This is a genomic window from Variovorax sp. 160MFSha2.1, assembly GCF_048305075.1.
In the GTDB taxonomy this organism is placed as follows: Bacteria; Pseudomonadota; Gammaproteobacteria; order Burkholderiales; family Burkholderiaceae_C; genus Variovorax; species Variovorax guangxiensis.
Window position 1 is genome coordinate 5,563,886 of sequence record NZ_CP157624.1, and the last position, 20,754, is coordinate 5,584,639.

The 20,754-nt window shown below is 69.0% G+C and carries 22 protein-coding genes; 9 read left to right on the forward strand and 13 right to left on the reverse strand.

Annotated features, from left to right (window positions below):
- Window positions 1–112: 112 nt before the first annotated feature.
- From ABL838_RS25450 to ABL838_RS25465, 4 genes are read left to right on the forward strand one after another with little or no spacing between them, the layout of a single operon-like run.
- Window positions 113–1,210 (forward strand): hypothetical protein, encoded by a 1,098-nt coding sequence (locus ABL838_RS25450; RefSeq protein WP_418122464.1) that lies wholly within the window; start codon window positions 113–115, stop codon window positions 1,208–1,210.
- Window positions 1,211–1,228: 18 nt separating this feature from the next.
- Window positions 1,229–1,966, forward strand: a complete 738-nt coding sequence (locus tag ABL838_RS25455) for a nuclease-related domain-containing protein (RefSeq protein ID WP_184642215.1) — start codon at window positions 1,229–1,231, stop codon at window positions 1,964–1,966.
- A gap of 4 nt (window positions 1,967–1,970) precedes the next feature.
- Window positions 1,971–2,660 carry a response regulator gene (locus ABL838_RS25460; RefSeq protein ID WP_369660947.1) on the forward strand — a complete coding sequence of 230 codons (690 nt, stop codon included), beginning with the start codon at window positions 1,971–1,973 and terminating at the stop codon, window positions 2,658–2,660.
- Between the two features lie 38 nt (window positions 2,661–2,698).
- Window positions 2,699–5,089 (forward strand): LPS-assembly protein LptD, encoded by a 2,391-nt coding sequence (locus ABL838_RS25465; RefSeq protein ID WP_418122465.1) that lies wholly within the window; start codon window positions 2,699–2,701, stop codon window positions 5,087–5,089.
- Window positions 5,090–5,097: 8 nt separating this feature from the next.
- Here the strand turns inward: ABL838_RS25465 and ABL838_RS25470 are convergent, their stop codons facing one another.
- The 12 genes from ABL838_RS25470 to nac form a co-directional block, all read right to left on the reverse strand.
- Complete coding sequence (locus ABL838_RS25470; RefSeq protein ID WP_418122466.1) at window positions 5,098–5,940, reverse strand: ABC transporter substrate-binding protein; 843 nt, start codon at window positions 5,938–5,940, stop codon at window positions 5,098–5,100.
- 68 nt (window positions 5,941–6,008) lie between these two features.
- Window positions 6,009–6,743, reverse strand: coding sequence for an amino acid ABC transporter ATP-binding protein (locus tag ABL838_RS25475; protein ID WP_184642271.1), 735 nt, complete (start codon window positions 6,741–6,743; stop codon window positions 6,009–6,011).
- A gap of 47 nt (window positions 6,744–6,790) precedes the next feature.
- Window positions 6,791–7,555 (reverse strand): amino acid ABC transporter permease, encoded by a 765-nt coding sequence (locus ABL838_RS25480; protein WP_369660944.1) that lies wholly within the window; start codon window positions 7,553–7,555, stop codon window positions 6,791–6,793.
- 12 nt (window positions 7,556–7,567) lie between these two features.
- On the reverse strand, window positions 7,568–8,269 hold the full coding sequence (locus ABL838_RS25485; protein WP_184642220.1) for an amino acid ABC transporter permease: 702 nt from the start codon (window positions 8,267–8,269) through the stop codon (window positions 7,568–7,570).
- Between the two features lie 39 nt (window positions 8,270–8,308).
- Complete coding sequence (locus ABL838_RS25490; protein WP_418122468.1) at window positions 8,309–9,061, reverse strand: SDR family oxidoreductase; 753 nt, start codon at window positions 9,059–9,061, stop codon at window positions 8,309–8,311.
- Between the two features lie 191 nt (window positions 9,062–9,252).
- Window positions 9,253–10,017 carry a LamB/YcsF family protein gene (locus ABL838_RS25495; RefSeq protein WP_418122470.1) on the reverse strand — a complete coding sequence of 255 codons (765 nt, stop codon included), beginning with the start codon at window positions 10,015–10,017 and terminating at the stop codon, window positions 9,253–9,255.
- Window positions 10,018–10,040: 23 nt separating this feature from the next.
- Window positions 10,041–10,430 (reverse strand): acetyl-CoA carboxylase biotin carboxyl carrier protein, encoded by a 390-nt coding sequence (locus ABL838_RS25500; RefSeq protein ID WP_418122471.1) that lies wholly within the window; start codon window positions 10,428–10,430, stop codon window positions 10,041–10,043.
- 5 nt (window positions 10,431–10,435) lie between these two features.
- Complete coding sequence (locus ABL838_RS25505) at window positions 10,436–11,425, reverse strand: biotin-dependent carboxyltransferase family protein (RefSeq protein WP_418122473.1); 990 nt, start codon at window positions 11,423–11,425, stop codon at window positions 10,436–10,438.
- Complete coding sequence (gene pxpB / locus ABL838_RS25510; protein ID WP_418117741.1) at window positions 11,422–12,078, reverse strand: 5-oxoprolinase subunit PxpB; 657 nt, start codon at window positions 12,076–12,078, stop codon at window positions 11,422–11,424. The genes ABL838_RS25505 and pxpB overlap by 4 nt, the downstream gene beginning before the upstream one ends.
- The gene (accC, locus tag ABL838_RS25515) at window positions 12,075–13,430 is read right to left on the reverse strand and encodes an acetyl-CoA carboxylase biotin carboxylase subunit (protein WP_418122475.1); all 1,356 of its coding nucleotides are present in this window, start codon (window positions 13,428–13,430) and stop codon (window positions 12,075–12,077) included. Before accC ends, pxpB begins: the two co-directional genes overlap by 4 nt.
- Window positions 13,431–13,443: 13 nt before the next feature.
- Window positions 13,444–13,878 (reverse strand): acetyl-CoA carboxylase biotin carboxyl carrier protein, encoded by a 435-nt coding sequence (locus ABL838_RS25520; RefSeq protein ID WP_418122477.1) that lies wholly within the window; start codon window positions 13,876–13,878, stop codon window positions 13,444–13,446.
- A gap of 127 nt (window positions 13,879–14,005) precedes the next feature.
- Window positions 14,006–14,944, reverse strand: a complete 939-nt coding sequence (nac, locus tag ABL838_RS25525; RefSeq protein WP_184642227.1) for a nitrogen assimilation transcriptional regulator NAC — start codon at window positions 14,942–14,944, stop codon at window positions 14,006–14,008.
- Window positions 14,945–15,087: 143 nt separating this feature from the next.
- Here nac and ABL838_RS25530 point away from each other — a divergent pair, with 143 nt between their 5' ends.
- Entirely contained in the window at window positions 15,088–16,326 is a 1,239-nt protein-coding gene (locus ABL838_RS25530; RefSeq protein WP_418122480.1) for an aspartate transaminase, read from the forward strand.
- A gap of 25 nt (window positions 16,327–16,351) precedes the next feature.
- Window positions 16,352–17,023, forward strand: coding sequence for an RraA family protein (locus ABL838_RS25535; RefSeq protein ID WP_418122482.1), 672 nt, complete (start codon window positions 16,352–16,354; stop codon window positions 17,021–17,023).
- 15 nt (window positions 17,024–17,038) lie between these two features.
- On the opposite strand, the gene ABL838_RS25540 is transcribed toward ABL838_RS25535, so the two are convergent.
- Window positions 17,039–17,965 carry a LysR family transcriptional regulator gene (locus tag ABL838_RS25540; RefSeq protein ID WP_418122484.1) on the reverse strand — a complete coding sequence of 309 codons (927 nt, stop codon included), beginning with the start codon at window positions 17,963–17,965 and terminating at the stop codon, window positions 17,039–17,041.
- A 117-nt stretch (window positions 17,966–18,082) separates the two neighbouring features.
- Here ABL838_RS25540 and ABL838_RS25545 point away from each other — a divergent pair, with 117 nt between their 5' ends.
- From ABL838_RS25545 to ABL838_RS25555, 3 genes are read left to right on the forward strand one after another with little or no spacing between them, the layout of a single operon-like run.
- Complete coding sequence (locus ABL838_RS25545) at window positions 18,083–19,021, forward strand: dihydrodipicolinate synthase family protein (RefSeq protein ID WP_126024994.1); 939 nt, start codon at window positions 18,083–18,085, stop codon at window positions 19,019–19,021.
- Between the two features lie 50 nt (window positions 19,022–19,071).
- On the forward strand, window positions 19,072–20,043 hold the full coding sequence (locus tag ABL838_RS25550; RefSeq protein ID WP_369660932.1) for a Bug family tripartite tricarboxylate transporter substrate binding protein: 972 nt from the start codon (window positions 19,072–19,074) through the stop codon (window positions 20,041–20,043).
- Complete coding sequence (locus ABL838_RS25555; RefSeq protein WP_418122487.1) at window positions 20,033–20,743, forward strand: SDR family NAD(P)-dependent oxidoreductase; 711 nt, start codon at window positions 20,033–20,035, stop codon at window positions 20,741–20,743. The genes ABL838_RS25550 and ABL838_RS25555 overlap by 11 nt, the downstream gene beginning before the upstream one ends.
- Window positions 20,744–20,754: the final 11 nt, after the last annotated feature.

A 20,754-nucleotide genomic window follows, 5' to 3' on the forward strand; every position in this document is an offset into this window, starting at 1 on the left:
AGTGTTGTTCGCGCACATCAGACCTCTTCGCGTGAGCGTTACACCGCCCTTCAAATTTCTCCCAGATCGCCTGAAAAGATCCGTGCATGACGAAGCTGGAGACCCGAAGGTGATGCGTTCACGAACCCTGCTGGCGGCCGTGTGCGGCGCACTCGCCATCGCCTGCGCCAGCACGAGCATCGCGATGGTCCATCGCACTTCGCAGCAGCTTGCCGCGCACATGCTCGCCGGCCATGCCGCGCAAGGAGCACCCACTGCGCCACGCGCACAGGCGGACACACGCTCCTGGTGGTCCGCCTTCGAAGACCCCGCGCTGGACAGGTTGATTGCCGCGTCGCGCGACGGCAATGCCGAAGCCGGCATCGCCGCGACCTACATCGCGCTCAAGGTGAAGACGCTGGAGTCGAGCTACCTGGAGAACACGCGCGCGGCCATCGCGCGGCAGACGATGCTGATCAAGGGCGCGAAGCTGCCGTACGACGACTTTGCGAAACAGCTCGCGCAGCGCCAGTCGGGCGCGCAGGCCACCATCGAGAAGCTGCAGGCACAGCGCGCGAGCTACGTCGCCTACCTCGCGAAACAGTGCCACATGAGCGAAGCGGCGCTCGGCGAGATGCTCGCCGATGCATTGCAGGACAAATCGCTTCCCCGCTTCGCGGCCGAGGTGCCGCGCGAGCTGCCGATGACGGTGCTCGCCAACAGGAACGACATCAACCTGACTGCCGCGCTCTACGACGCCGACCCGGCGGCGATGCCCGCGGGCACCATCGATGCGGCGGCAACCGACGAAGCGCAGGACATCGAAGTGCCCGGCAAGCCACTCTATGCACGCGCGGTCGCACAGGCGCGCGAGCAGGTCGCCGAGGCGCTGCGCCGCCTGCAGATGCAGAGCGACATCGCAAACACCGCCTACGCGCGCGTGGTGAATGCGCGCGCGGGCTTCGAGGTGTCGAAGCGGCGGCGCGACCGTGGAGAGATTTCAGAAGTGCAGCTCATGGAGGACTTCCAGGGCCTGCTGCTCGACCTGCATGTGCTGGCCGCGGCCAACGGCGAGCTCGCGCTCGCATGGGTCGTTCTCATGAGAAGCATCGGAAGCGGTGCATCCATCGACACCGTCGCCGACCCGCGCTCCGCACAAGCCGAGTGCACAGGACAGAACGAGCAAATTCCGTTTCTGCACAAAGTCTCCCGAAAGTTGCGCAATCCTTGAGTTCCGAAGGAGCACCGAATGACCACAGCCCTGCACAAAGTTCCGGCCCGCCCCGTGCTGACACTGGCCGGCCACGGACACAAGAAGCCGGACCCCGCCGCGCTCGCGCGCCGCGCCTGCTCCCCCGACAGCGAACCCGCGACCAGCGCCGCCACCACGCTGGCCATCCAGCAGCTCGCCGCCGCGTTCCAGCCTGCGTTCGGACGCATGCACGTGCTGCGCGACCTCGTCATTCCCATGTACGAAGGCAGCGCCGTTCCCACGGCCCGCTTCGACGTCGCGCTGGTTTGCGAGGCCGGCGTGTACCTGTTCGAGGTGAAGGGCTGGCGCAACGCGGTGGTGTATCGCAAGACCTCCACGCAAACGGTGCCGCGCTGGTTCCTGCGCCAGCACGGGCACTCTCTGGCCCGCGAGGTGAAGGACCCGGCCTGGCAGTGCGGCCGCAAGACCACGCACCTGCGCAGCCTGATGCCTTCCGACCTGCGCGTGCAGTACTTCGTGATGCTGCCCTTCGACGGCGTGGAGCTCGAAGGCGTGATGCCCACCGTCGTCATCACGCCGCAAGACCTTCCCTACATCGCGCGCGTGGCGCGCAACAACGGCCGCAGCGAGCAGGGCTACCCCATGCTCGACAACGCCGCCATCGACCGCACGCTGCAGTTGCTGACCGACCTGCAGGGCGAGCTCACGGTGGACGACCACATGCGCAACTGCCGCGAGCGCACCGCGCAGCCCGGGGCCCTGAAGCTGCAATGACGCGATGAGCCGCATCCTGCTGGTGGAGGAAGGCCACGACGCCGCCTCGGTGCTGCTCGACGAACTGCGCCGCGCGGGGCACGAGACCGAGCACATCGAGGACGGCGCGGTCGCGCTGCACCGCATCCTGACCTCGCCGCCCGCGCTCACCCTGCTCGACGTGGAACTGCCGCGCGTCAGCGGCCTGCAGATACTGGAGAAGATCCGCGCACGCAGCGACCACCCGATCATCATGCTGACCGCGCTCGCGCAGGAGGCCGACCGGCTGCGCGGCTTCGAGCTCGGCGCCGACGACTACGTGTGCAAGCCCTTCTCGCCGCGCGAGGTGGCGGTGCGCATCGGCACGGTGCTGCGCCGCTACGCGCAGCGCCAGCGCGTCGCGCGCCCGGGCATGCCGATCACCTTCGGCGCGGTACGCGGCTGCGCGATCCTCGACGGGCACTACCTGCCGCTGACGCGCCGCGAATCGCTGCTGCTGCGCGCGCTCTCCAGGGAGCCGGGCAAGGTGCTGACGCGCTCCAAGCTGCTGGAGGCCGCCTTCCCGGAAGCGCTGGACGTCAACGAGCGCGTGGTCGATACGCACATCAAGAACCTCAGGAAGAAGCTGGCCACCGTCTCGGCCGCGCACGACTGGATCCGCTCGGTCTACGGCGTCGGCTTCGCATGGGAATCGCAGGCCAGGCAGGACGCCTGAGCGGATACCGGCCTCTCTCCGCACACTCTTCTCTTCACATGAAACTACGCTGGCGCGGTTTGTTTCCGCTGCCGCCGATGGTGCTGCTTTCGCTGCTCATGCTGCGCGCGCAGGCGGCCACGGCACAGGAAGACACATGGACCGAGGCGCCGCTCACGCTGCACCGAACGCCCGAGCTGGCAGAGACCATCCCGCCGGCCGAGCGCGGTCTGCGCCCCAGCATCGTCGACGGCGACAGGCTCGGCGGCCGGCCCGACCTCGAAGTGACGGTGGAGGGCAATGCCGCGCTGCGGCGCGGCGACACGCGCATCACCGCCGACCGGCTCGAATACCAGCCGCCGGGCGACCTCGCCACGGCCACCGGCAACGTGCACCTGAACCAGGCCGGCAACGTGTACGAGGGCCCCGAGCTGCATCTGAAGGTCGAGAGTTTCGAGGGCTTCTTCGACCACGTGCGCTACACGCTGCTGGCCAACGGCGCGCACGGCGAGGCCGAGCGCATCGACTTCGTCGATCCGAAGGTGTCTGTGGCGCGGCATGTCACCTACACCACCTGCCTGCGCGAGAACTACCCGGGCTGGATGCCCGCGTGGATGCTCACGGCGGTCACGATGACCACCGACTCCGAGACCAACCTCGCGACCGCCACCGACGCGCAGATCGCCTTCCTCGGCATCACCACCCCGCCCATACCGTCGGTGAGCTTCCCGCTGAGCAACGCGCGCCAGAGCGGCCTGCTGCCGCCGGTGATCGGCTTCGACACCACCAACGGCTTCGAGTATCTGCAGCCCTACTACTGGAACATCGCGCCGAACCGCGACCTCACGCTGTACCCGGAACTCATGAGCAACCGGGGTGTGAACTTGGGCACCGAGTTCCGCTACCTGGAGAAGACCTACAGCGGCCAGATCCGCATCGACGAGATGCCCAGCGACAGCCTGCGCGACCGCAACCGCTGGGGCCTGTGGGCCAGGCACAGCCAGCAGTTCGACCCCAAGCCCTTCGGGCTGGATTCGCTGAGCACCTCGTTCAACATCAACCGCGTGAGCGACGACGACTACTGGCGCGACTTCACGCACTCGCCCACGCTGACCTCGCGCACGCTCACCAACGAGGTGGACCTCAACTGGAGCAAGGGCGACTGGAGCGGCCAGGCGCGCACCCTCTCCTACCAGACGCTGCAATACGCGGCCTCGCCGATCACGCCCTCGTACAACCGCGTGCCTCAGATCACGGCCAACTACAACAAGTACGACTGGCACGGCTTCGACGTGTCGGGCACGCTGGACTACTCGCGCTTCGAGGTCGACTCGGCCTATTCGCCCACGCTCAACGGCATCAAGCAGCCCAATGGCGAGCGCATGGTGGGCAACCTGCAGATCAGCCGGCCGTGGATCACGCCGGGCGGCTACGTCATTCCGAAGCTGCTGCTGCACACGGCCTCCTACCAGCTCGACTCGGCGCTGGCCAGCGGTGCGACCTCCATCAGCAGCGTGGTGCCCACCGTGAGCCTCGACAGCGGCCTGGTGTTCGAGCGCGACACCAATCTCTTCGGCCGCGCATGGCGCCAGACGCTGGAACCGCGAGCTTTCTACGTGCGCACGCCCTACCGCGACCAGAGCCAGCTGCCGGTGTACGACACGGCCGCCAACGACATCAGCTTCGCCACCCTCTACACGGAGAACGCGTTTTCGGGCAACGACCGCATCTCCGACACCAACACGCTGACCACGGGCGTGACCACGCGGCTGATCGACCCCACCACCGGCGCCGAGTCGGCGCGCTTCGGCGTCGCGCAGCGCTTGCGCTTCAGCGACCAGAACGTCACGCTGCCGGGCGGCACCGCAGTGACCGACCGCTCGGGCGACTTCATCCTCGGCGGGCAGGTGCACTGGAACCCCAAGTGGAGCATCGACGGCCTGGCCCAGTACAACATGGACACCGGCAAGAGCACGCGCGACGCGCTCACCCTGCGCTACACGCCCGCGCCGTATCACACGCTCACCGCGGCCTTCCGCTACCAGGCCGACAGCACCACCACCGCGAACGACGGCACGAAGACGGTGGACTTCAACTGGCAGTGGCCGCTGAGCGAGCTGACCAGGGGGCTCTTCGGCGAAAGAAAGCCCGGCGATCCGGGCCGCTGGTACGCGGTGGGCCGGCTGAGCTACAGCCTGCACGACCGCGCGATGTCAGACAGCCTGATCGGCGCCGAGTACAACGCCTGCTGCTGGGTCGGCCGCGTGGTGCTGGAGCGGCTGGTGTCGGGCCGCACGACGCCCGATACGCGGCTGATGTTCCAGATCCAGTTCAACGGCTTCGGCAACATCGGCTCGAACCCGACGAGCACGCTGCTGCAGAACATCCAGGGCTATCAGCCGCTGAATCCGCAGACGCAGGAGCCCAGCCGTTTCACCAACTACGACTGAGGTTCAGCTCAGGGCAGCATCTCGAACTTGAGCTCGGCAAGCGGCGTGACCTTCTCTTCACGCACCATCTTGTATTCGGTGTTCGGGCCCAGCCACTTGGCCCAGAGGCGGTCGAGCTCGCCCGACTTCTCCAGCGCATAGAGGGCCGCGTTCACCTTCGACAGCAGCACGGGCTCGTCCTTCTTCATGCCGATGCCCACGGGCTGCAGCACCATCGGCTCGCTGATCATCTTCAGCGCCACGCCGCCGGTCTTCGACTGGTTGACCAGCTTGGTGATGGTCATGGTGTTGGCGACCATGCCCACCGACTTGTTCTGCTGCACAGCCATGAAGGCCGAGCCGGTGTCCTGGAAGGTGACCGGCTCGGAGCCGTTCATCTTGATCGACAGCTCGGAGGTGGAACCCTTGGTCGAGCTAAGGCGCTTGCCCTTGAAGTCGGCCTTGGTGGTGCCGGGGTCGGAGACCTTCACGGCCAGCATCTCCTTGGCCACGTAGTACGGGTCGCTGAACTGGATCTGCTCGCCGCGGCTCTTGGTGTAGGCCAGGTTCGCGATGGTCACGTCGACGCGGCCGAGCTTCACCTCGGGCACGCGCGCTTCCACCGACAGCGGCGTGACCTTGGCGGTGAGGCCCAGTTCCTTGGCCAGCGCGTTGCACAGGTCGACGTCGTGGCCCACCATCTCGCGCGTCTTGGGGTCGGGCGCGGCAAATGGCGGAACGTCGGCGAAGGTGCCGCACCTGAGTTCCTTGCGCTGGCTGATGTCGCTCCACTGGTCGGCGTGCGCGAGCAGCGAGGCCGCGCCAAGACATGCACCGACGGCGCAGAGACGAAAGACGGTCTGGTTCGACATGGGGAACTCCTTGTGTGGGATTCGAGGCGAGAAAGCGGAGAGAAAGGCGAAGAGAAAACCGGTGCGGCTCAGTGCGCGCGCAGGTCCGACAGGAAGCGCTGCGCGCGCGGATGCTGCGGGCTGCCGAAGAAGGTGGCGGGGTCGGCCTTCTCGAGGATGCGCCCCGCGTCCATGAACCAGACGCGGTCGGCCACCTCGCGGGCGAAGTTCATCTCGTGGGTGACGCACATCATGGTCATGCCGTCGTGCGCCAGCGCGCGCATCACCGACAACACCTCGCCCACCATCTCGGGGTCGAGCGCGCTGGTGGGCTCGTCGAACAGCATGGCCGGCGGCTCCATCGCCAGCGCGCGGGCAATGGCCACGCGCTGCTGCTGGCCGCCGGAGAGCTGTGCCGGGTATGCGCCCGCCTTGTTCGACAGGCCCACGCGCTCCAGCAGCTGCCCGGCCTTGGCCTTCGCGTCGGCGCGCTTCACACCCAGCACGCGCATCGGCGACAGCATGATGTTCTCCATCACCGACAGGTGCGGAAACAGGTTGAAGCTCTGGAACACGAAGCCGATGCGGCTGCGCAGTTTGTTCAGCGCCGCGCCGCCCATGGGCGCGTGGATGTCGTGGCCATCGAAGAGCAGCTGCCCCGACTTCACTTCCTCCAGCCGGTTCACGGTGCGGATCAGCGTGGACTTGCCCGAGCCCGAAGGGCCGCAGACCACCACCACCTCGCCCTTCTTCACCTCGGCGTTGATGTCGGCCAGCGCCTGGTAGTCGCCGTACCACTTGTTGATGTTCGAGAACAGGATCATGGTGTCGTCCCTGGCGGGCGATGTGTAGGGAGCGGGCGTCGTCATGGTCATGGCTGTGGCGCCGCCACCGGCGAAGGAAGCGGCGTGCTGTCTCCGGCCGCGGGTTGGACCTGCACCGCGCCGAGCCGCTTGTGCGCGATGCGCCGTTCCAGCCACTGGGTGAGCTGGGTCAGGCTGAAGCAGACCACGTAGTAGGTCATCGCCAGGATGAAGAACACCTGGAAGGGCTTGGTCAGCAGCTGGTTGTTGATCTGGTTGGCCGCGAAGGTGAGTTCCTGCACGTTGATCACGTAGCCCAGCGTGGTCTCCTTGATGGTGGAGATGAACTGGCTCAGCATGCTCGGCAGCATGTTGTAGAGCGCCTGCGGCAGGATCACGAACCACATGGTTCCCAGGTGGCTGTGGCCCAGCGCGCGCGCCGCCTCGGTCTGGCCCTTGGGCAGGGCCTGGATGCCCGCGCGCACCACCTCGGAGAGATACGCGCCCTCGTAGATCACCAGCGTGCACAGCATGGTGGTGAAGCCCGACACCTCGCGCCCGATGAGAAGCGGCACCAGGAAATAGACCCACAGGATCACCATCAGCAGCGGCACGCCGCGCACCACGTACACCAGCACGGTGGCGGGCCAGCGCAGCACGCGCCAGGGCGACAACCGCGCCAGCGCGAGCAGCACCGACAGCGGAAAGGCCAGCACAATGCCCAGCACCGAGAGGATCAGCGTGGCGACGATGCCGCCGAGCGGACCGTTGGGGTACTGGCCGACCAGCAGCAGCAGCCAGTTGTCGCGAAGAATTTCGTAGACGCTGTACATGCGATGCCCCGCTTACCTTGTTCCCGCGATGCGATAGCGCCGCGACAGCCATCCGCCCACGGCCATGATGAGCAGCGAGCACACCAGGTACAGCACGGTGGCCACGCTGTAGGCCTCGAAGGTGCGGAAGCTCTGGCTCTCGATCTCCTTCACCGCGTGCGTCAGCTCGGCCACGCCGATGGCCATGGCCAGGCTGCTGTTCTTGAAGAGCGACACGCTGTGGTTGACCAGCGCCGGCACCGCATTGCGGATCGCCTGCGGCAGCATCACGTGGCGCATCGAGCCGATGTAGCCGTGGCCGAGCGCGCGAGCGGCCTCGGCCTGCCCCGCCGGCACGGCGCGCAGCCCCGAGCGCATGTCCTCGCTGAAGTAGGCGGCCTGGCACAGGCCGAGCGCGACGATCGACAGCAGCCGCTCCGCGTTGTTGGCCGACAGCCAGCCCTGCAGCGCGTCGGGCAGCAGGCTGAAGATGCCGAAGTACCAGAACATGAGCTGCACCAGCGTGGGCACGTTGCGGTGGTAGGAGACATAACCGGCCACCGCGCGTTCGGCGATGCGGTTCGGCGTGAGCCGCACCACCAGCAGCACGACAGCCATGGTCATCGCCAGCAGCCAGGAGCCGGCCGCGATCCTCAGCGTCTCCAGCATGCCGTGCAGCAGCATGTCGCCGAACTCCGGTTTCAGCAGGATCGCCAACAGGTCGAAGTCCTTCATGCGCTGTTCCTTTGGCTGGCGTGCATGGACCTGGGGGAATCAGCCGCGCGGAGTTTCGGGCCGGGTGGTCGAGAGGCCGCCGGGCACCTGCAGCGTGGGCGTGATCTCCATGTGCCCCACGTTCACCGCAATGGGCGCCGCGATGGCGAAGGCGATGGCGCCGGCGATGTCCTCGGCCTGCGGCAGCTCAAATCCCTCGACGAAGCGCTTGTAGGTGTCCTCGGAGTCGCCGTGCACGTGCGCGAAGATGTCCGTGGCCACGCGCCCCGGACAGATCTCGGTCACGCGCACGCGCTTGCCGAAGCAGTCGATGCGCAGCTGGCGCGACAGCATGCTCACCGCAGCCTTGGTCGCGTGGTAGGTGCTGTTGCCGCCGAAGTTGTAGGCGCCGGCGATGGAGCTGATGTTGACCACGTGCCCGCGGTCGCGCGCGACCATGCCCGGCACCACGAGCCGGCACAGGTGCAGCACGGCGCGCAGGTTCACGTCCACCAGCAGGTCGATGCCCTCGGCGTCGGCCTTGAGGATGGAGCCGGGGCGATCGACGCCGGCGTTGTTGACCAGCACGTCGAACTCGACTTCCTGCGCGAGCCGGGTGATGCCTGCGATGTCGCTCACGTCGACGGCGTGCGGAACGCAGCCGGTGCGCGCGGCCAGGTCGGCCAGCTTGCCGGCGCTGCGCGCCAGCGCATGCACCTTCAGGCCTTCCTTGCTCAGGCGCTCGACGACGGCGGCGCCGATGCCCGAGGAGGCTCCGGTCACGAGTGCGGTCTTGTAGTCGGAAAACGGCATGTTCGGTTCTTTCGTTGGGGGCAGATGACTGCCTGGATTTCACTGTAGCCAGCGCCCGCGGGCGGCGCCAAGACGGATTGGCTGTGGAGAGATAAGCCGCCCTTATGTCGCCCGCGATCCGTGTATATGGGTAAGGGTTAGCACCATGTTCGTGCCCCGACGCCCCACCGGTCAGGTGCACTCAGGTGCGGTCAGGTGGATTGCCTGGAGATGGGCACCACGCGCCCCGCCTGCTCCACCACGCCGCGCACGGCACGCGCCAGCTCCACAGCGCCGGGGGTGTCGCCGTGCAGCAGGATCGAATGCACGCGCATCGGGATCTTCCGGCCGGTGACGCTGGTGACGGTGCCCTCTTCCAGCAGCTGGCGCACGCGCGCCAGCACGGCGTCGCGCTCGTGGATGACGGCGCCGGGCAGCTTGCGCGGCACCAGCAGGCCGTCGTCTCCACAGGCGCGGTCGGCCAGGAAGGTCCGGCGCACGCGCAAGCCGCAGCGCTCGGCCGCGTCCTCGATGGCTCGGCTGGCGGAGGTGCTGACGGTGAGCGTGGGGTCGAAGTCGGCCACAGCCCGCACCAGCGGCTCGGCCAGCGCGGCATCTGCCGCGGCCATGTTGCCCAGTGCGCCATGAAAGCTCATGTGCGTCATGCGGTGGCCGGCGGTGCGGGCCATGCCGTCGAGCGCACTCAACTGGTAGAGCACATAGGCCACCAGTTCCTTCGTCTCGATCTGCATCTGGCGGCGCCCGAACCCCATCAGGTCGGGAAAGCCCACGTGCGCGCCCACGTCCACGCCGCGCTGGCGCGCCATGCGCACGGTGCGGTCCATGATGACCGGGTCGCCCGCGTGGAAACCGCAGGCCACGTTGGCGGAAGAGACGATGTCCAGCAGGGCTTCGTCCTCGCCCATGCGCCAGGGGCCGAAGCCTTCGCCGAGATCGGCGTTCAGGTCGATGTCCATGATGGGGAGTCCTTCTCTTTCTGTCAGAGGGGATGCAGGTCGATCAGCGGGCTGCCGTAGCCGACGGCGACACCGTCGGCCGCACGGATGCCGTCGACGATGCCCGCCTGCGGCGCCGTCACCGGAAGCAGCAGCGGGCCGATCTTCAGCAGGCCGACGGCCTGGCCAGCCGCCACGCGCGCGCCGATGCGTGCCAGCGGCACGGCGGCCATCGGATGGCCGTGCAGGAAGACGCCGAGCGAAGGGGCGCGGATCGATACGAGTTCGATCTCTTCTTCCTCCTCCTCTTCCGGCAGCTCGACGATGTAGTCGCCCTTCCGTCCGAGGCGCAGCGTGCCCTGCGGCGTGCGCAGTTCGAGCAAACCGATGTCGGTGCCGGCCAGCCAGGCGGCGAGTCGGGAAACGTCCTGCATGCCGGTCATTTCGTGGCGGCGGGCGCGCCGCGGTGCAGTTCGACCATTCGCGCCACCTTGTCGAGCCAGGCGCGCACCTCGTCCAGCGCGTCGAGCGCCTCGTCCCAGCTGGTCTCGATGAAGCGGATGCGGCTGCCGATGGGCGCCTGCCCCAGGCGCCACATGTCGGCCTCGATCACGGTGCCGAACTTGGGGTAGCCGCCCGAGGGCTGGGCGTCGCGCATCTGGATGATGGGCTGCCCGCTGTGCGGCACCTGGATCACGCCGGGCACGATGCCGTGCGAGCGCAGCTCCATCGGCGCGATGGGCCGCAGCGCCTCGCCTTCGAGCCGGTAGCCGTAGCGGTCGCTGTGCGGCGTGATCTTCCATTCGCCGGCCCAGAAGGCCTCGCGCGAGGTCGGCTCGAAGGCCATGTACTCGGCGGCGGGCAGCACGCGCACGGCCGCGACGCCGTCGCGCTCCAGCGGCAGCGCGAGCGACGGAGGAACCAGACCGAATCCGGTGCGGCACGCAGCCCCGGCGCCAGCCGCACGCAGCAGGTCGCCCTTGCGCAGCGCGCGGCCCTCATGGCCGCCGAAGGCGCCGCGCAGCTGCGTGCTGCGCGAGCCCAGCACCTCGGGCACGTCGATGCCGCCGGCCACGCACAGCATGGCGCGGCTGCCGCGCTGGGCACCGCCCCGCGGCAGGCCCAGCGTGAGCACCTGGCCTGCGCGGGCCTGGTGCACCCACCAAGGCAGCAGGGGCTGGTCGTCGAGCCGGGCCGCGCAGTCGGCGCCGGTGAGCGCGAAGGCGCAGTCATCGTCGAAGAGCACCTTGAACGGGAACACCGGCACCTCTATGGCGGCCGCGCCCAGCGCATTGCCCAGCAGCAGGTTGCCGGCGGCCAGCGCGAGGTTGTCCATGGCGCCCGAAGTGCCCACGCCCCAGCGCAGGCTGCCGGTGCGGCCCAGGTCCTGCACGGTGGCGAGCGCGGCGGAGGAAAGTATCTCGATCATCGGACGATGCCCTCCACGCGGAAGCGGATCATGTCGCCCGGCTGCAGCATCGCGGGCGGGTCCTGCGCGGGGTCGAAGAACACCATCGAGGTGGTGCCGATGGTGTTCCAGCCGCTGGGGCCGGCCGATGCCGACACGCCCGTCTGCGCGCCGCCGATGGACACGGCGCCGCCGGGAATGCTCAGCACCGGCACCTTGCGCCGGGGCGTGGCGATGCGCGGGTCCATGCCGCCCAGGTAGCAGTAGCCCGGGTGGCTGCCCAGCGCGTACACCGGATAGAGCGGCGTGCTGTGCAGCTCGACGATGACGTCGATGCCAAGCCCCGTGTGCGCCATCACGTCGGCCATGTGCGGACCGCCCTCGCCGCCGTAGACCACAGGCAGTTCGACGATGCGGCCCTCGCGCGGCAAGGCGGTGGCCGCGTCCCAGGCTTCGCACAGGCGCGTGCGCAACGCGTCGAGCTGGCGCGGCGCGCGCGTGAAGCTGAGCATCAGGTTGTTCATGCCCGGCACGGCCTCGCGCACCTCGGGCCAGCGCTCGGCCTCGCGCGCCAGCGCCCAGATTCGCTGCTGCGACGGCAGGTTCATGCCGCCGGGCGCCTCGAAGAGCAGCGCGGTGGTGCCCAGGAGGCTGATGGATGGTGCCGTGCTCACGCCGCGCTCCTTTGCTGCAGCCAGCGTTCGAGATGATGGATGTCGACGCCGCCGGCCGCGAAGCCCTCGTCGCTCAGCAGCGCGCGGTGCAGCGGCACGTTGGTGGCGATGCCTTCCACGAGCGTCTCGGCCAGCGCCAGGCGCATGCGCTCGAGCGCGTCGGCGCGGCTCGCGCCGTGCACGATGAGCTTGGCGATCATCGAGTCGTAGTACGGCGGCACGCGGTAGCCCGTGCCCGCGTGTGAATCGACGCGCACGCCGAAGCCGCCGGGCATCTGCCAGCCGGCGATGCGCCCCGGCGAGGGCGCGAAAGTGTCGGGGTTCTCGGCATTGATGCGGCACTCGATGGCGTGGCCCCGGCAGTGCACGTCGGCCTGCGCGATCGACAGGCGCTCGCCGCGCGCCATGCGAAGCTGCTGCTGCACGATGTCGATGCCGGCGGTCATCTCCGTCACCGGGTGCTCGACCTGCAGGCGGGTGTTCATCTCGATGAAGTAGAAGGCGCCCTTCTCGTACAGGAACTCGAAGGTGCCGACGCCGCAGTAGCCGATCTGCCGGCACGCCGCCGCGCAGCGCTCGCCTACCTCGGCCAAGAGCGCCTCGTCGATGCCGGGCGCGGGCGCTTCCTCGATCACCTTCTGGTGGCGCCGCTGCAGCGAGCAGTCGCGGCTGCCCAGCCACACGGCGTTGCCGTGGCTGTCGGCCAGCACCTGGATCTCGACGTGACGCGGGTGCAGCAGGAACTTCTCGATGTAGACCTCGGGGTTTCCGAAGGCCTGGCGGGCCTCCTCGCGCGTGAGCGCCATCGCCCCGGGCAGCGCCGCCTCGTCGTGCACCACGCGCATGCCGCGTCCGCCGCCGCCGCCCGCGGCCTTGACGATGACGGGGTAGCCGATCTCGCGCGCCAGCGCCTGCACGGCGGCGGCATCGTCGGGCAGCGCCTCGTCGGGGCCGGGCACGCAGGGCACGCCGGCCTTGCGCATCGCACGCTTGGCCGAGACCTTGTCGCCCATGGTGCGGATGCAGGCGGCGCTGGGGCCGATGAAGACCAGGCCGGCCTGCTCGACGCGCTGCGCGAAGCCCGCGTTCTCCGACAGGAAGCCGTAGCCGGGATGGATCGCCTGCGCGCCGCTCACTTCGGCGGCGAAAAGAATGGCGGACTGGTTGAGATAGCTCTGGCCCGGCGCGGCGGGGCCCAGGCACAGGGCCTGGTCTGCCTGCGCGACATACACCGCGTCGCGGTCGGCCTCGGAGTGCACGACCACGGTACGCAGGCCGAGCCCACGGCAGGCGCGCTGGATGCGCAGGGCGATCTCGCCCCGGTTGGCGATGAGGACGGTGTCGAAGGACATCGCGCGTGCCTCCTCAGGCGAAGCGGAACAGGGACTGCCCCGCTTCCACTTCCTGGCCCGACTGCACGAGCACCTGCTGCACGGTGCCGCCCGCGTCGGCGCGGACCTCGTTGAACATCTTCATCGCCTCGATCACGCACAGCAGCTGGCCGGCTTCCACGGCCTGGCCCTGCCGCACGAAAGGCGGTTCGCCCGGCGCGGGCTGCAGGTGCACCACGCCGTGCAGCGGCGCGAGGCATTCGGTGCCGGCAGCCGTCGGATCGGCACTTGCTTCCAGGGCCTGTCGCGGAGCCCTGCGTACGACGGAAGGCGCCCGTGCAGCGGGCGCAACGCCCAGCGCCGCGAGCTTCACCAGCCGCAGCGTGCTGCCGTTCTCGCTGAATTCCAGTTCCGCCAGGTCCGATGCGGCCAAAGCGTCGATGAGCGTCTTGATCTGTTCCTGCTTCATGCCGGGGCTTCGATGGCCGACGCGTTCCGCGAACGCGTGACGGCATGCATGAAAGGTAGCGGGCAGCGGGCACAAAGCCCAAGACGGATTGGCTGTGCCGGGATAAGGGCGGCTTATGACGCCCGGCTCAGGACAGGGCGGCGATCTCGGGCTCGGGCGTGGACGCGACGGTGCCCGCGAGGTCGGCCACCAGTTCGAGCAGGATGTCCTTCACCGCCTGCGCCGGCTCCGACAGTGGCAGGTGGTCGGACTGGCACAGCGCCAGCGGCGCCTCGATGACCGGATCGACGATGGGGAACTGCCATGCGCCGCAGCTCGCCACCACCTCGCGCGCCATCGACGCCGGCAGGATGGTGGCGCCCAGCCCGTCGGCAATGGCCGCCGTGAGGGTGAAGGCCGATTCGATCTCCGCCACCACGCGCGGCACCATGCCCGCGCGCACGAAGGCCGCGTCCACCAGCTTGCGCACCACGTTGTAGGGGCGCGGCAGGAAGAGTTCGATGTCGCGCAGGTCGGCCAGCTTCACCGGCTGCGAGGGCGCGGGCATCGAGGCCGGCCCGACCAGGAAGAGCGGTTCCTTCAGCAGCGGCAGGAAGCTCAGGCCGTGGATGGCCTTGTCGCCGTAGAGCACGGCCAGGTCCATGCGGCCGTTCATGATGAGCTCGCTGAGCGTGGTGCCGTAGTTCTCGTTCAGGTAGAGCAGGATGCCCGGGTGCCGCGCGCGCACGGTGCGCAAGAGCGGCAGCGAGAGCGCCGATGCCGCCGTACCCGGCGCCAGGCCCACCGACACCTGGCCCGACAGTCCTTCGCCGGCGGCTTCCATGTCGACGCGAGCCTGCTCGCACTGGCGCAGGATGATCTGCGCGTGGCGGTAGAGCACCTTGCCGGCCTCGGTGGGCGTCACGCCGCGCTTGGTGCGCACCAGCAGTTGCTGGCGCACTTCGCCTTCGAGCGTGGCCAGCTGCTGGCTCAGTGCGGGCTGGGCGATGAAAAGAACCTCGGCCGCCTGAGTGAGGCTTCCGATGTCCACGATCTTCACGAAGTATTTGAGGCGTCGCAGGTTCACGCCTTGTCCCCAAGCAAAAGCCAAGCCTAGCACCGGCCCCGCGCGGCGGATATGGGTGCTCACCATGAGTCATAAGCTGCGCCTATACGACCAGTGCAATCTCGTCTTGGCCTCGCGGGATCGATGTGCGTACCGTTCGGTCCATGCAAGCCACCAACCCACACGCTGCTTCCCACGCTGCCTCCAGAATCGCCACCCGCGTGCGGCGCATCAAGCCCTCGCCCAGCACCTCGGCCGCCGACCGCGCCAACGAACTGCGCAGGCAGGGCAAGTCGATCGTGAACCTCGTGGTGGGCGAGCCCGACTTCGACACGCCCGCGCACATCCGCCAGGCCGCGGCGGCCGCCATCGAGCGCGGCGCCACGCGCTACACGCTGATGGCGGGCACGGTGGAGCTGCGCGAAGCCATCGTCGCCAAGCTGCAGCGCGAGAACGGCCTGAGCTACGCGATGAACGAGATCATCGCCACCAGCGGCGCGAAGAGCGCGATCTACAACGCCTTCGCGGTCACGCTGGAGCCGGGCGACGAGGTGATCATCCCGGCGCCCTACTGGGTGTCGTATCCCGACATGGTTCTGGCCTGCGAGGGCACGCCCGTCACCGTGGCCTGCCCCGAGGCCAACGGCTTCAAGCTGACGCCCGCGCAGCTCGAGGCGGCCATCACGCCGCGCACGCGCTGGCTGCTGATCAACTCGCCGAGCAACCCGACCGGCGCGAGCTACACGGCCGCCGAATACCGCGCGCTGGCCGAGGTGCTGGAACGCCATCCGCAGGTGATGGTGATGACCGACGAGATCTACGAGCACATCCGCTTCGACGGCGAACCGCTGCCGCACATCCTCGGCGTGGCGCCTTCGCTGCGCGAGCGCACGCTGATCGTGAACGGCGTGTCCAAGACCTATGCGATGACGGGCTGGCGCATCGGCTACGCGGCCGGGCCGGTGGACCTGATCAAGGCGCTGGACACGCTGCTTTCGCAGTCCACCGGCAACTGCTGCTCGGTGAGCCAGGCGGCGGCAGCGGCGGCGCTCAACGGCGACCAGGCCTTCGTGACCGAGAGCGTGGCCGTCTACCGGCAGCGGCGCGACCGCACGCTGGCGCTGGTCAACGACATTCCCGGCCTGAGCTGCGCGACGCCGCCCGGCGCCTTCTACCTGTACATCAACTGCGGCGGCCTCATCGGCAAGACCACGCCCGAGGGCAGGCAGTTGCGCGAAGACGGCGACGTGGTGATGTACCTGCTCGAAAGCGAGGGCGTGGCGGTGGTGGCGGGCACGGCCTACGGGCTCTCGCCCTACTTCCGGCTTTCCATCGCCACGTCGCTCGAGACGCTGGAGGAAGGCTGCAAGCGCATCGCGCGCGCCGTGGCCGCATTGCGCTGAAGACTTCAAGACGAGGACGCTCCCCATGCCCTACAAAGCCATTCGCAAGAACCCGTCGGCACCGCAGGTGGCGCCACACATCATTGCCGCGCTGCGCGACATCCCGGTGGCCGCGCTCAGCGACAACATGCACCGCAACATCGGCAGCGTGGGCCTGCAGCCCTATCACCGCCCCGGCCACAAGACCATGGCGGGCACGGCCGTGACCGTGAAGACGCGCGGCGGCGACAACCTCACGCCCATGCGCGCCTTCGAGTTCTGCAGGCCCGGCGACGTGCTGGTGATCGACGCGGGCGGCGACCTCAACAACGCGGTGATCGGGGGCATCCTGTCGTTCTACACCGCGACCATCGGCACCGCCGGCCTGGTGCTCGACGGCGCCATCCGCGACGTGGCCGAGATCCGCGAGCGCGACTACCCGGTGTACGCGCGCGGCGTGAATCACCGCGGTCCCTACAAGGACGGCCCCGGCGAGATCAACGTTCCGGTGTCGGTCGGCGGAATGATCGTGAACCCCGGCGACATCGTGGTGGGCGACCAGGACGGCCTGATGGCCTTTTCGCCCGACGAGGCGGAGCTGCTGATCGAGAAGGCGCGCGCGCACCTGGAGACCGAGGCGCGCACCATCGCGGCGATGAAGGAAGGCCGCTGGGACCGCAGCTTCCTCGATGCGCTGGAAGCGCGCTGCGCCAACTGAAACGGACTGTGCTGATCAGCCGGCCTCGCTGACCAGCCCCCACAACGCCTCCGCCACCGGCGCCATCTGCGCCTGCTGGCGGTACAGGCGTATGTCCACCGGCACGCGCCAGCCGCCCGCGCCGGCATCGACCAGCGCGCCGCCGCGCAGGTCGCCCGACACCAGGCTCATCGGCAGCCATGCGAGACCGCGGCCTTCGAGCGCCATGGTGCGCAGCAGCGCTGCATGGTGGGCGGTGAAAACGATGGACAGCGACGCGGCGAAGTCCTTGCCGAACTCGATGTCCTGGATGGCACGCATGATGCGGCCCAGGCCCGAGGCCTCGCTGTAGGCCAGCACGGAAGGCGACTGGCCCTTGCCCAGCGCATGCAGCGGGGCGCCGCCGGTATCGGGCGCGCTCACTGGCACGAGCACGTCTTCGCTCAGCCGTCGCACGGGGTACTGTGCCTCGTCGAGCCGGCCCGGCGCGTCGGCATGGCCGTGGCACAGCACGAACTGCACGCGGCGCTGCAGCATCAGGTCTTCGCAGGCGTAGGAGCTGTCGGAAATCGTCTGGATCGGGCCCATGCTCAGCCGCGATTCGACGCTCGCGAGCCAGCGCGGAAAGAAGGTGAGCGAGAGCACGTGCGTGGCGGCAAAGCTCAGGCTGGCGGCTGCCAGGTCGTGCGCGGCGCGGGCCTTGATGCGCGCGGCCTCCAGGCCCGCCAGCACTTCCTGCAGCAGCGGCTGGAAGCGCTTGCCGGCGGCCGTGAGCGCAGTGGGGTGCGCGCTGCGGTCGAACAGATCGACGCCCACCCATTCCTCCAGCGAGCGGATGTGGCGGCTGAAGGCGGGCTGCGCGATGGAGCGCGCCTGCGCGGCGCGCGAGAAATTGCCGGTCTCGGCCAGGGCCAGGAAGTCTTCCAGCCATTCGAGGTCGAGGGGTCGGTTGCCGGGGCCCATGCGCTGCGCGGTCGGTCGGGTTGAATAGTTGTATGCGATTCGAGTATTGGACGGTCCGCACCCCGCCGGCAAAAGATGCACCCATTCCTGCACCTTGAACCACCACGGAGACACAGCATGCCTTCCATCGCGAATTATCGCGGGATCATTCCCGCCATTTCCTGCCCCTTCACGGCCGACCACCGCATCGACGAACCCGCGCTGCGCAAGCTGGCCTCCTGGCTCGCCGGCCATGACGGCGTGGTGGCGGTCATGACCAACGGCCACACCGGCGAGGTGTTCTCGCTCACGCCCTCGGAGCGCGCCGAGGTCACGCGCATCGTCGCCGACGAGCTGCGCGGCCGCATGCCGGTGATCTCGTCGATCGTCTGCGAAGGCCTGGCCGAAGCCGCCGAGCACGCCCGCGCCGCCCAGGCCGCCGGCGCGGTGGCGCTGGACGTGATGCCGCCGCACCACTGGCTGCGCTTCGGCTTCACGCCCGGCCACGCGCTGCAGTACTTCGAGGCCATCCACCGCGCCGCGCCCGAACTGGACCTGGTCTGCCACGTGTACCCGGCCTGGACGCGCGCCTCGTATTCGTCGCAGCTGCTGGCCGAACTGGCACGCCTGCCCTACCTGCAGGCCTTCAAGGTGGGCCAGCGCGACATGAACAAGTACGCCCGCGACATCCAGGCGATCCGCGAGGCCGATGCCTCCAAGGCCATCCTCACCTGCCACGACGAGTACCTGCTGGCGTCGATGGTGCAGGGCGTGGACGGCGCGCTGGTCGGCTTCGCGACCTTCATCCCGCAACTCATCATCGACCTGTGGAACGCGGTGAAGGCCGGCGACCTGAAGAAGGCGATGGCGGTGCAGGCGCTCATCACGCCGCTGAAGGACGCGGTGTACGGCGGCGGCGAGCCCACCGGCGAGGCCCACGCCCGCATGAAGGGCGGCATGTACCTGGCCGGCGTGCTGGAGAACGCCACGGTGCGCCCGCCCACGGAGGCGCCCAACGCGCGCGAGATGGACGCGCTGCGCGCCGCCGTCGAGCAGGCGGGCCTGTCGAAGCGCTGACAGCAGGGGGCCGCGCCCCTCGGTGAAAAGAAAACCAGGAGACAAGAGACATGCAACGCAAGCACTTCCTGCGCGCCACGCTGGCCGCGCTCGCACTGGCCGCCGTATCGACCGCCGGCCTCGCCCAGAACTGGCCCGCCCGCCCGGTGCGCATGGTGATTCCCTTCCCGCCCGGCGGCACGCTCGACACGGTCGGCCGCCTGCTGGCGCAGAAACTGGGCGAGCAGACGGGCCAGACCTTCATCGTGGAGAACCGCCCCGGCGGCAACGGCGTGATCGGCGCCGACGTGGTGTCGAAGGCGCCGGCCGACGGCTACACGCTGCTGTTCAACGCATCGACCTTCACCACCGCGCCGATGACCATGAAGTCGGTGCCCTACGAGGTGGTGCGCGACTTCACCCCGGTGGCGCTGGTGGCCAAGGCGCCGCTGTCGGTGGCGGTCAACAAGAACCTGCCGGTGAACGACGTGAAGTCGCTCATCGCCTACGCCAAGGCGCACCCCGGCAAGATGACCTTCGCGGTGGGCTCGATCGGCTCGGCGGGGCACCTGTCGACCGAGCTGCTCAAGCGCGCGGGCGGCGGGCTCGACTACCTGATCGTGCCGTACAAGGGCACGGCGCCTGCCTTCCAGGACCTGATCGGCGGGCAGATCGACGGCTTCATCGACCCCATCCTCGGCTCGCTGCAGTACCACAAGAGCGGCATGCTAAAGGTGATTGCCGTCACCTCGGCCACGCGCGCCACCAGCCTGCCGAACGTGCCCACGGTGGGCGAGAGCATCCCCGGCTACGAGTTCTACAGCTGGTACGGCCTGTGGGGCCCGGCGAAATTGCCGCCGGCCATCACGCAGCGGCTGAACGCCGAGGTCAACAAGGCGCTGGGCACCGACATGCGCGAGACGCTGAACGCGCAGGGCCTGCTGCTGACGCCGGGCAGCGTCGAGGACTTCGCGAAGTTCCAGGCCGAGGACATGGCGCGCTCGAAGAAGATCATCACCGAGGGCAACATCCATGTCGAATAAGGGAGCCCAGCTTCCGCACGCCGTGGTGACGGGCAGCAGCGGCGGCATCGGCCGCGCCATCGCCTCGCACCTGCTGCAGTCGGGCTGGCGCGTGAGCGGGCTGGACCTGGCCCCACCTACCCTGTCTTCTCACGCCGGCTTCTTGCATGTGGCGGTGGACCTCAGCGACGCCGCCGCCATCGCGCGCACCGCCTCGGCGCTGCAGGACGCGGGCGCGCTGGTGCACGCGGCCGGCGTGCTGCGCGTCGGCCCGCTGGGCGAACTCGACCATGCGGGCGGCGAACTGATGTGGCGCCTGCACGTGGACGCTGCCACGCGCCTGGCCGACGCGCTCGTGCCCGCGATGGCGGCGCGTGGCAACGGCCGCGTGGTGTTCGTCGGCAGCCGCGTCGCGCAGGGCCTGCCCGGGCGCGGCCAGTACGCCGCGACCAAGGCCGCGCTGATCGCGCTCGCGCGAAGCTGGGCGGCGGAAGTCGCCTCGCACGGCGTGACCGTCAACGTGGTGTCGCCCGGCGCGACGCAGACATCGATGCTTCAGGACCCGGCCCGCGCGGGCAGCGCACCGCGCCTGCCGCCCATCGGCCGGCTGATCCAGCCCGAGGAGATCGCGGCGCTCACCGGCTTTCTTCTTTCGCCGCAGGCGGCGGCCATCACGGGGCAGGACATCCCGATCTGCGGCGGCTCGTCGCTGCATCTCTGAACCTCTTTCGC

Excerpts from the sequence above, each read along its gene's own strand:
- ABL838_RS25460 (WP_369660947.1), top strand. The coding sequence starts at position 1,971 with ATGAGCCGCATCCTGCTGGTGGAGGAAGGCCACGACGCCGCCTCGGTG.
- ABL838_RS25450 (WP_418122464.1), top strand. The coding sequence starts at position 113 with ATGCGTTCACGAACCCTGCTGGCGGCCGTGTGCGGCGCACTCGCCATC.
- ABL838_RS25500 (WP_418122471.1), bottom strand. The coding sequence starts at position 10,430 with ATGCAGGACGTTTCCCGACTCGCCGCCTGGCTGGCCGGCACCGACATC.
- ABL838_RS25495 (WP_418122470.1), bottom strand. The coding sequence starts at position 10,017 with ATGGACATCGACCTGAACGCCGATCTCGGCGAAGGCTTCGGCCCCTGG.
- ABL838_RS25545 (WP_126024994.1), top strand. The coding sequence starts at position 18,083 with ATGCCTTCCATCGCGAATTATCGCGGGATCATTCCCGCCATTTCCTGC.
- accC (WP_418122475.1), bottom strand. The coding sequence starts at position 13,430 with ATGTCCTTCGACACCGTCCTCATCGCCAACCGGGGCGAGATCGCCCTG.
- ABL838_RS25505 (WP_418122473.1), bottom strand. The coding sequence starts at position 11,425 with ATGATCGAGATACTTTCCTCCGCCGCGCTCGCCACCGTGCAGGACCTG.
- ABL838_RS25555 (WP_418122487.1), top strand. The coding sequence starts at position 20,033 with ATGTCGAATAAGGGAGCCCAGCTTCCGCACGCCGTGGTGACGGGCAGC.
- ABL838_RS25540 (WP_418122484.1), bottom strand. The coding sequence starts at position 17,965 with ATGGGCCCCGGCAACCGACCCCTCGACCTCGAATGGCTGGAAGACTTC.
- ABL838_RS25480 (WP_369660944.1), bottom strand. The coding sequence starts at position 7,555 with ATGTACAGCGTCTACGAAATTCTTCGCGACAACTGGCTGCTGCTGCTG.
- ABL838_RS25535 (WP_418122482.1), top strand. The coding sequence starts at position 16,352 with ATGCCCTACAAAGCCATTCGCAAGAACCCGTCGGCACCGCAGGTGGCG.
- ABL838_RS25470 (WP_418122466.1), bottom strand. The coding sequence starts at position 5,940 with ATGTCGAACCAGACCGTCTTTCGTCTCTGCGCCGTCGGTGCATGTCTT.
- ABL838_RS25465 (WP_418122465.1), top strand. The coding sequence starts at position 2,699 with ATGAAACTACGCTGGCGCGGTTTGTTTCCGCTGCCGCCGATGGTGCTG.
- ABL838_RS25475 (WP_184642271.1), bottom strand. The coding sequence starts at position 6,743 with ATGATCCTGTTCTCGAACATCAACAAGTGGTACGGCGACTACCAGGCG.
- ABL838_RS25485 (WP_184642220.1), bottom strand. The coding sequence starts at position 8,269 with ATGAAGGACTTCGACCTGTTGGCGATCCTGCTGAAACCGGAGTTCGGC.
- ABL838_RS25530 (WP_418122480.1), top strand. The coding sequence starts at position 15,088 with ATGCAAGCCACCAACCCACACGCTGCTTCCCACGCTGCCTCCAGAATC.
- ABL838_RS25490 (WP_418122468.1), bottom strand. The coding sequence starts at position 9,061 with ATGCCGTTTTCCGACTACAAGACCGCACTCGTGACCGGAGCCTCCTCG.
- ABL838_RS25520 (WP_418122477.1), bottom strand. The coding sequence starts at position 13,878 with ATGAAGCAGGAACAGATCAAGACGCTCATCGACGCTTTGGCCGCATCG.
- ABL838_RS25550 (WP_369660932.1), top strand. The coding sequence starts at position 19,072 with ATGCAACGCAAGCACTTCCTGCGCGCCACGCTGGCCGCGCTCGCACTG.
- ABL838_RS25455 (WP_184642215.1), top strand. The coding sequence starts at position 1,229 with ATGACCACAGCCCTGCACAAAGTTCCGGCCCGCCCCGTGCTGACACTG.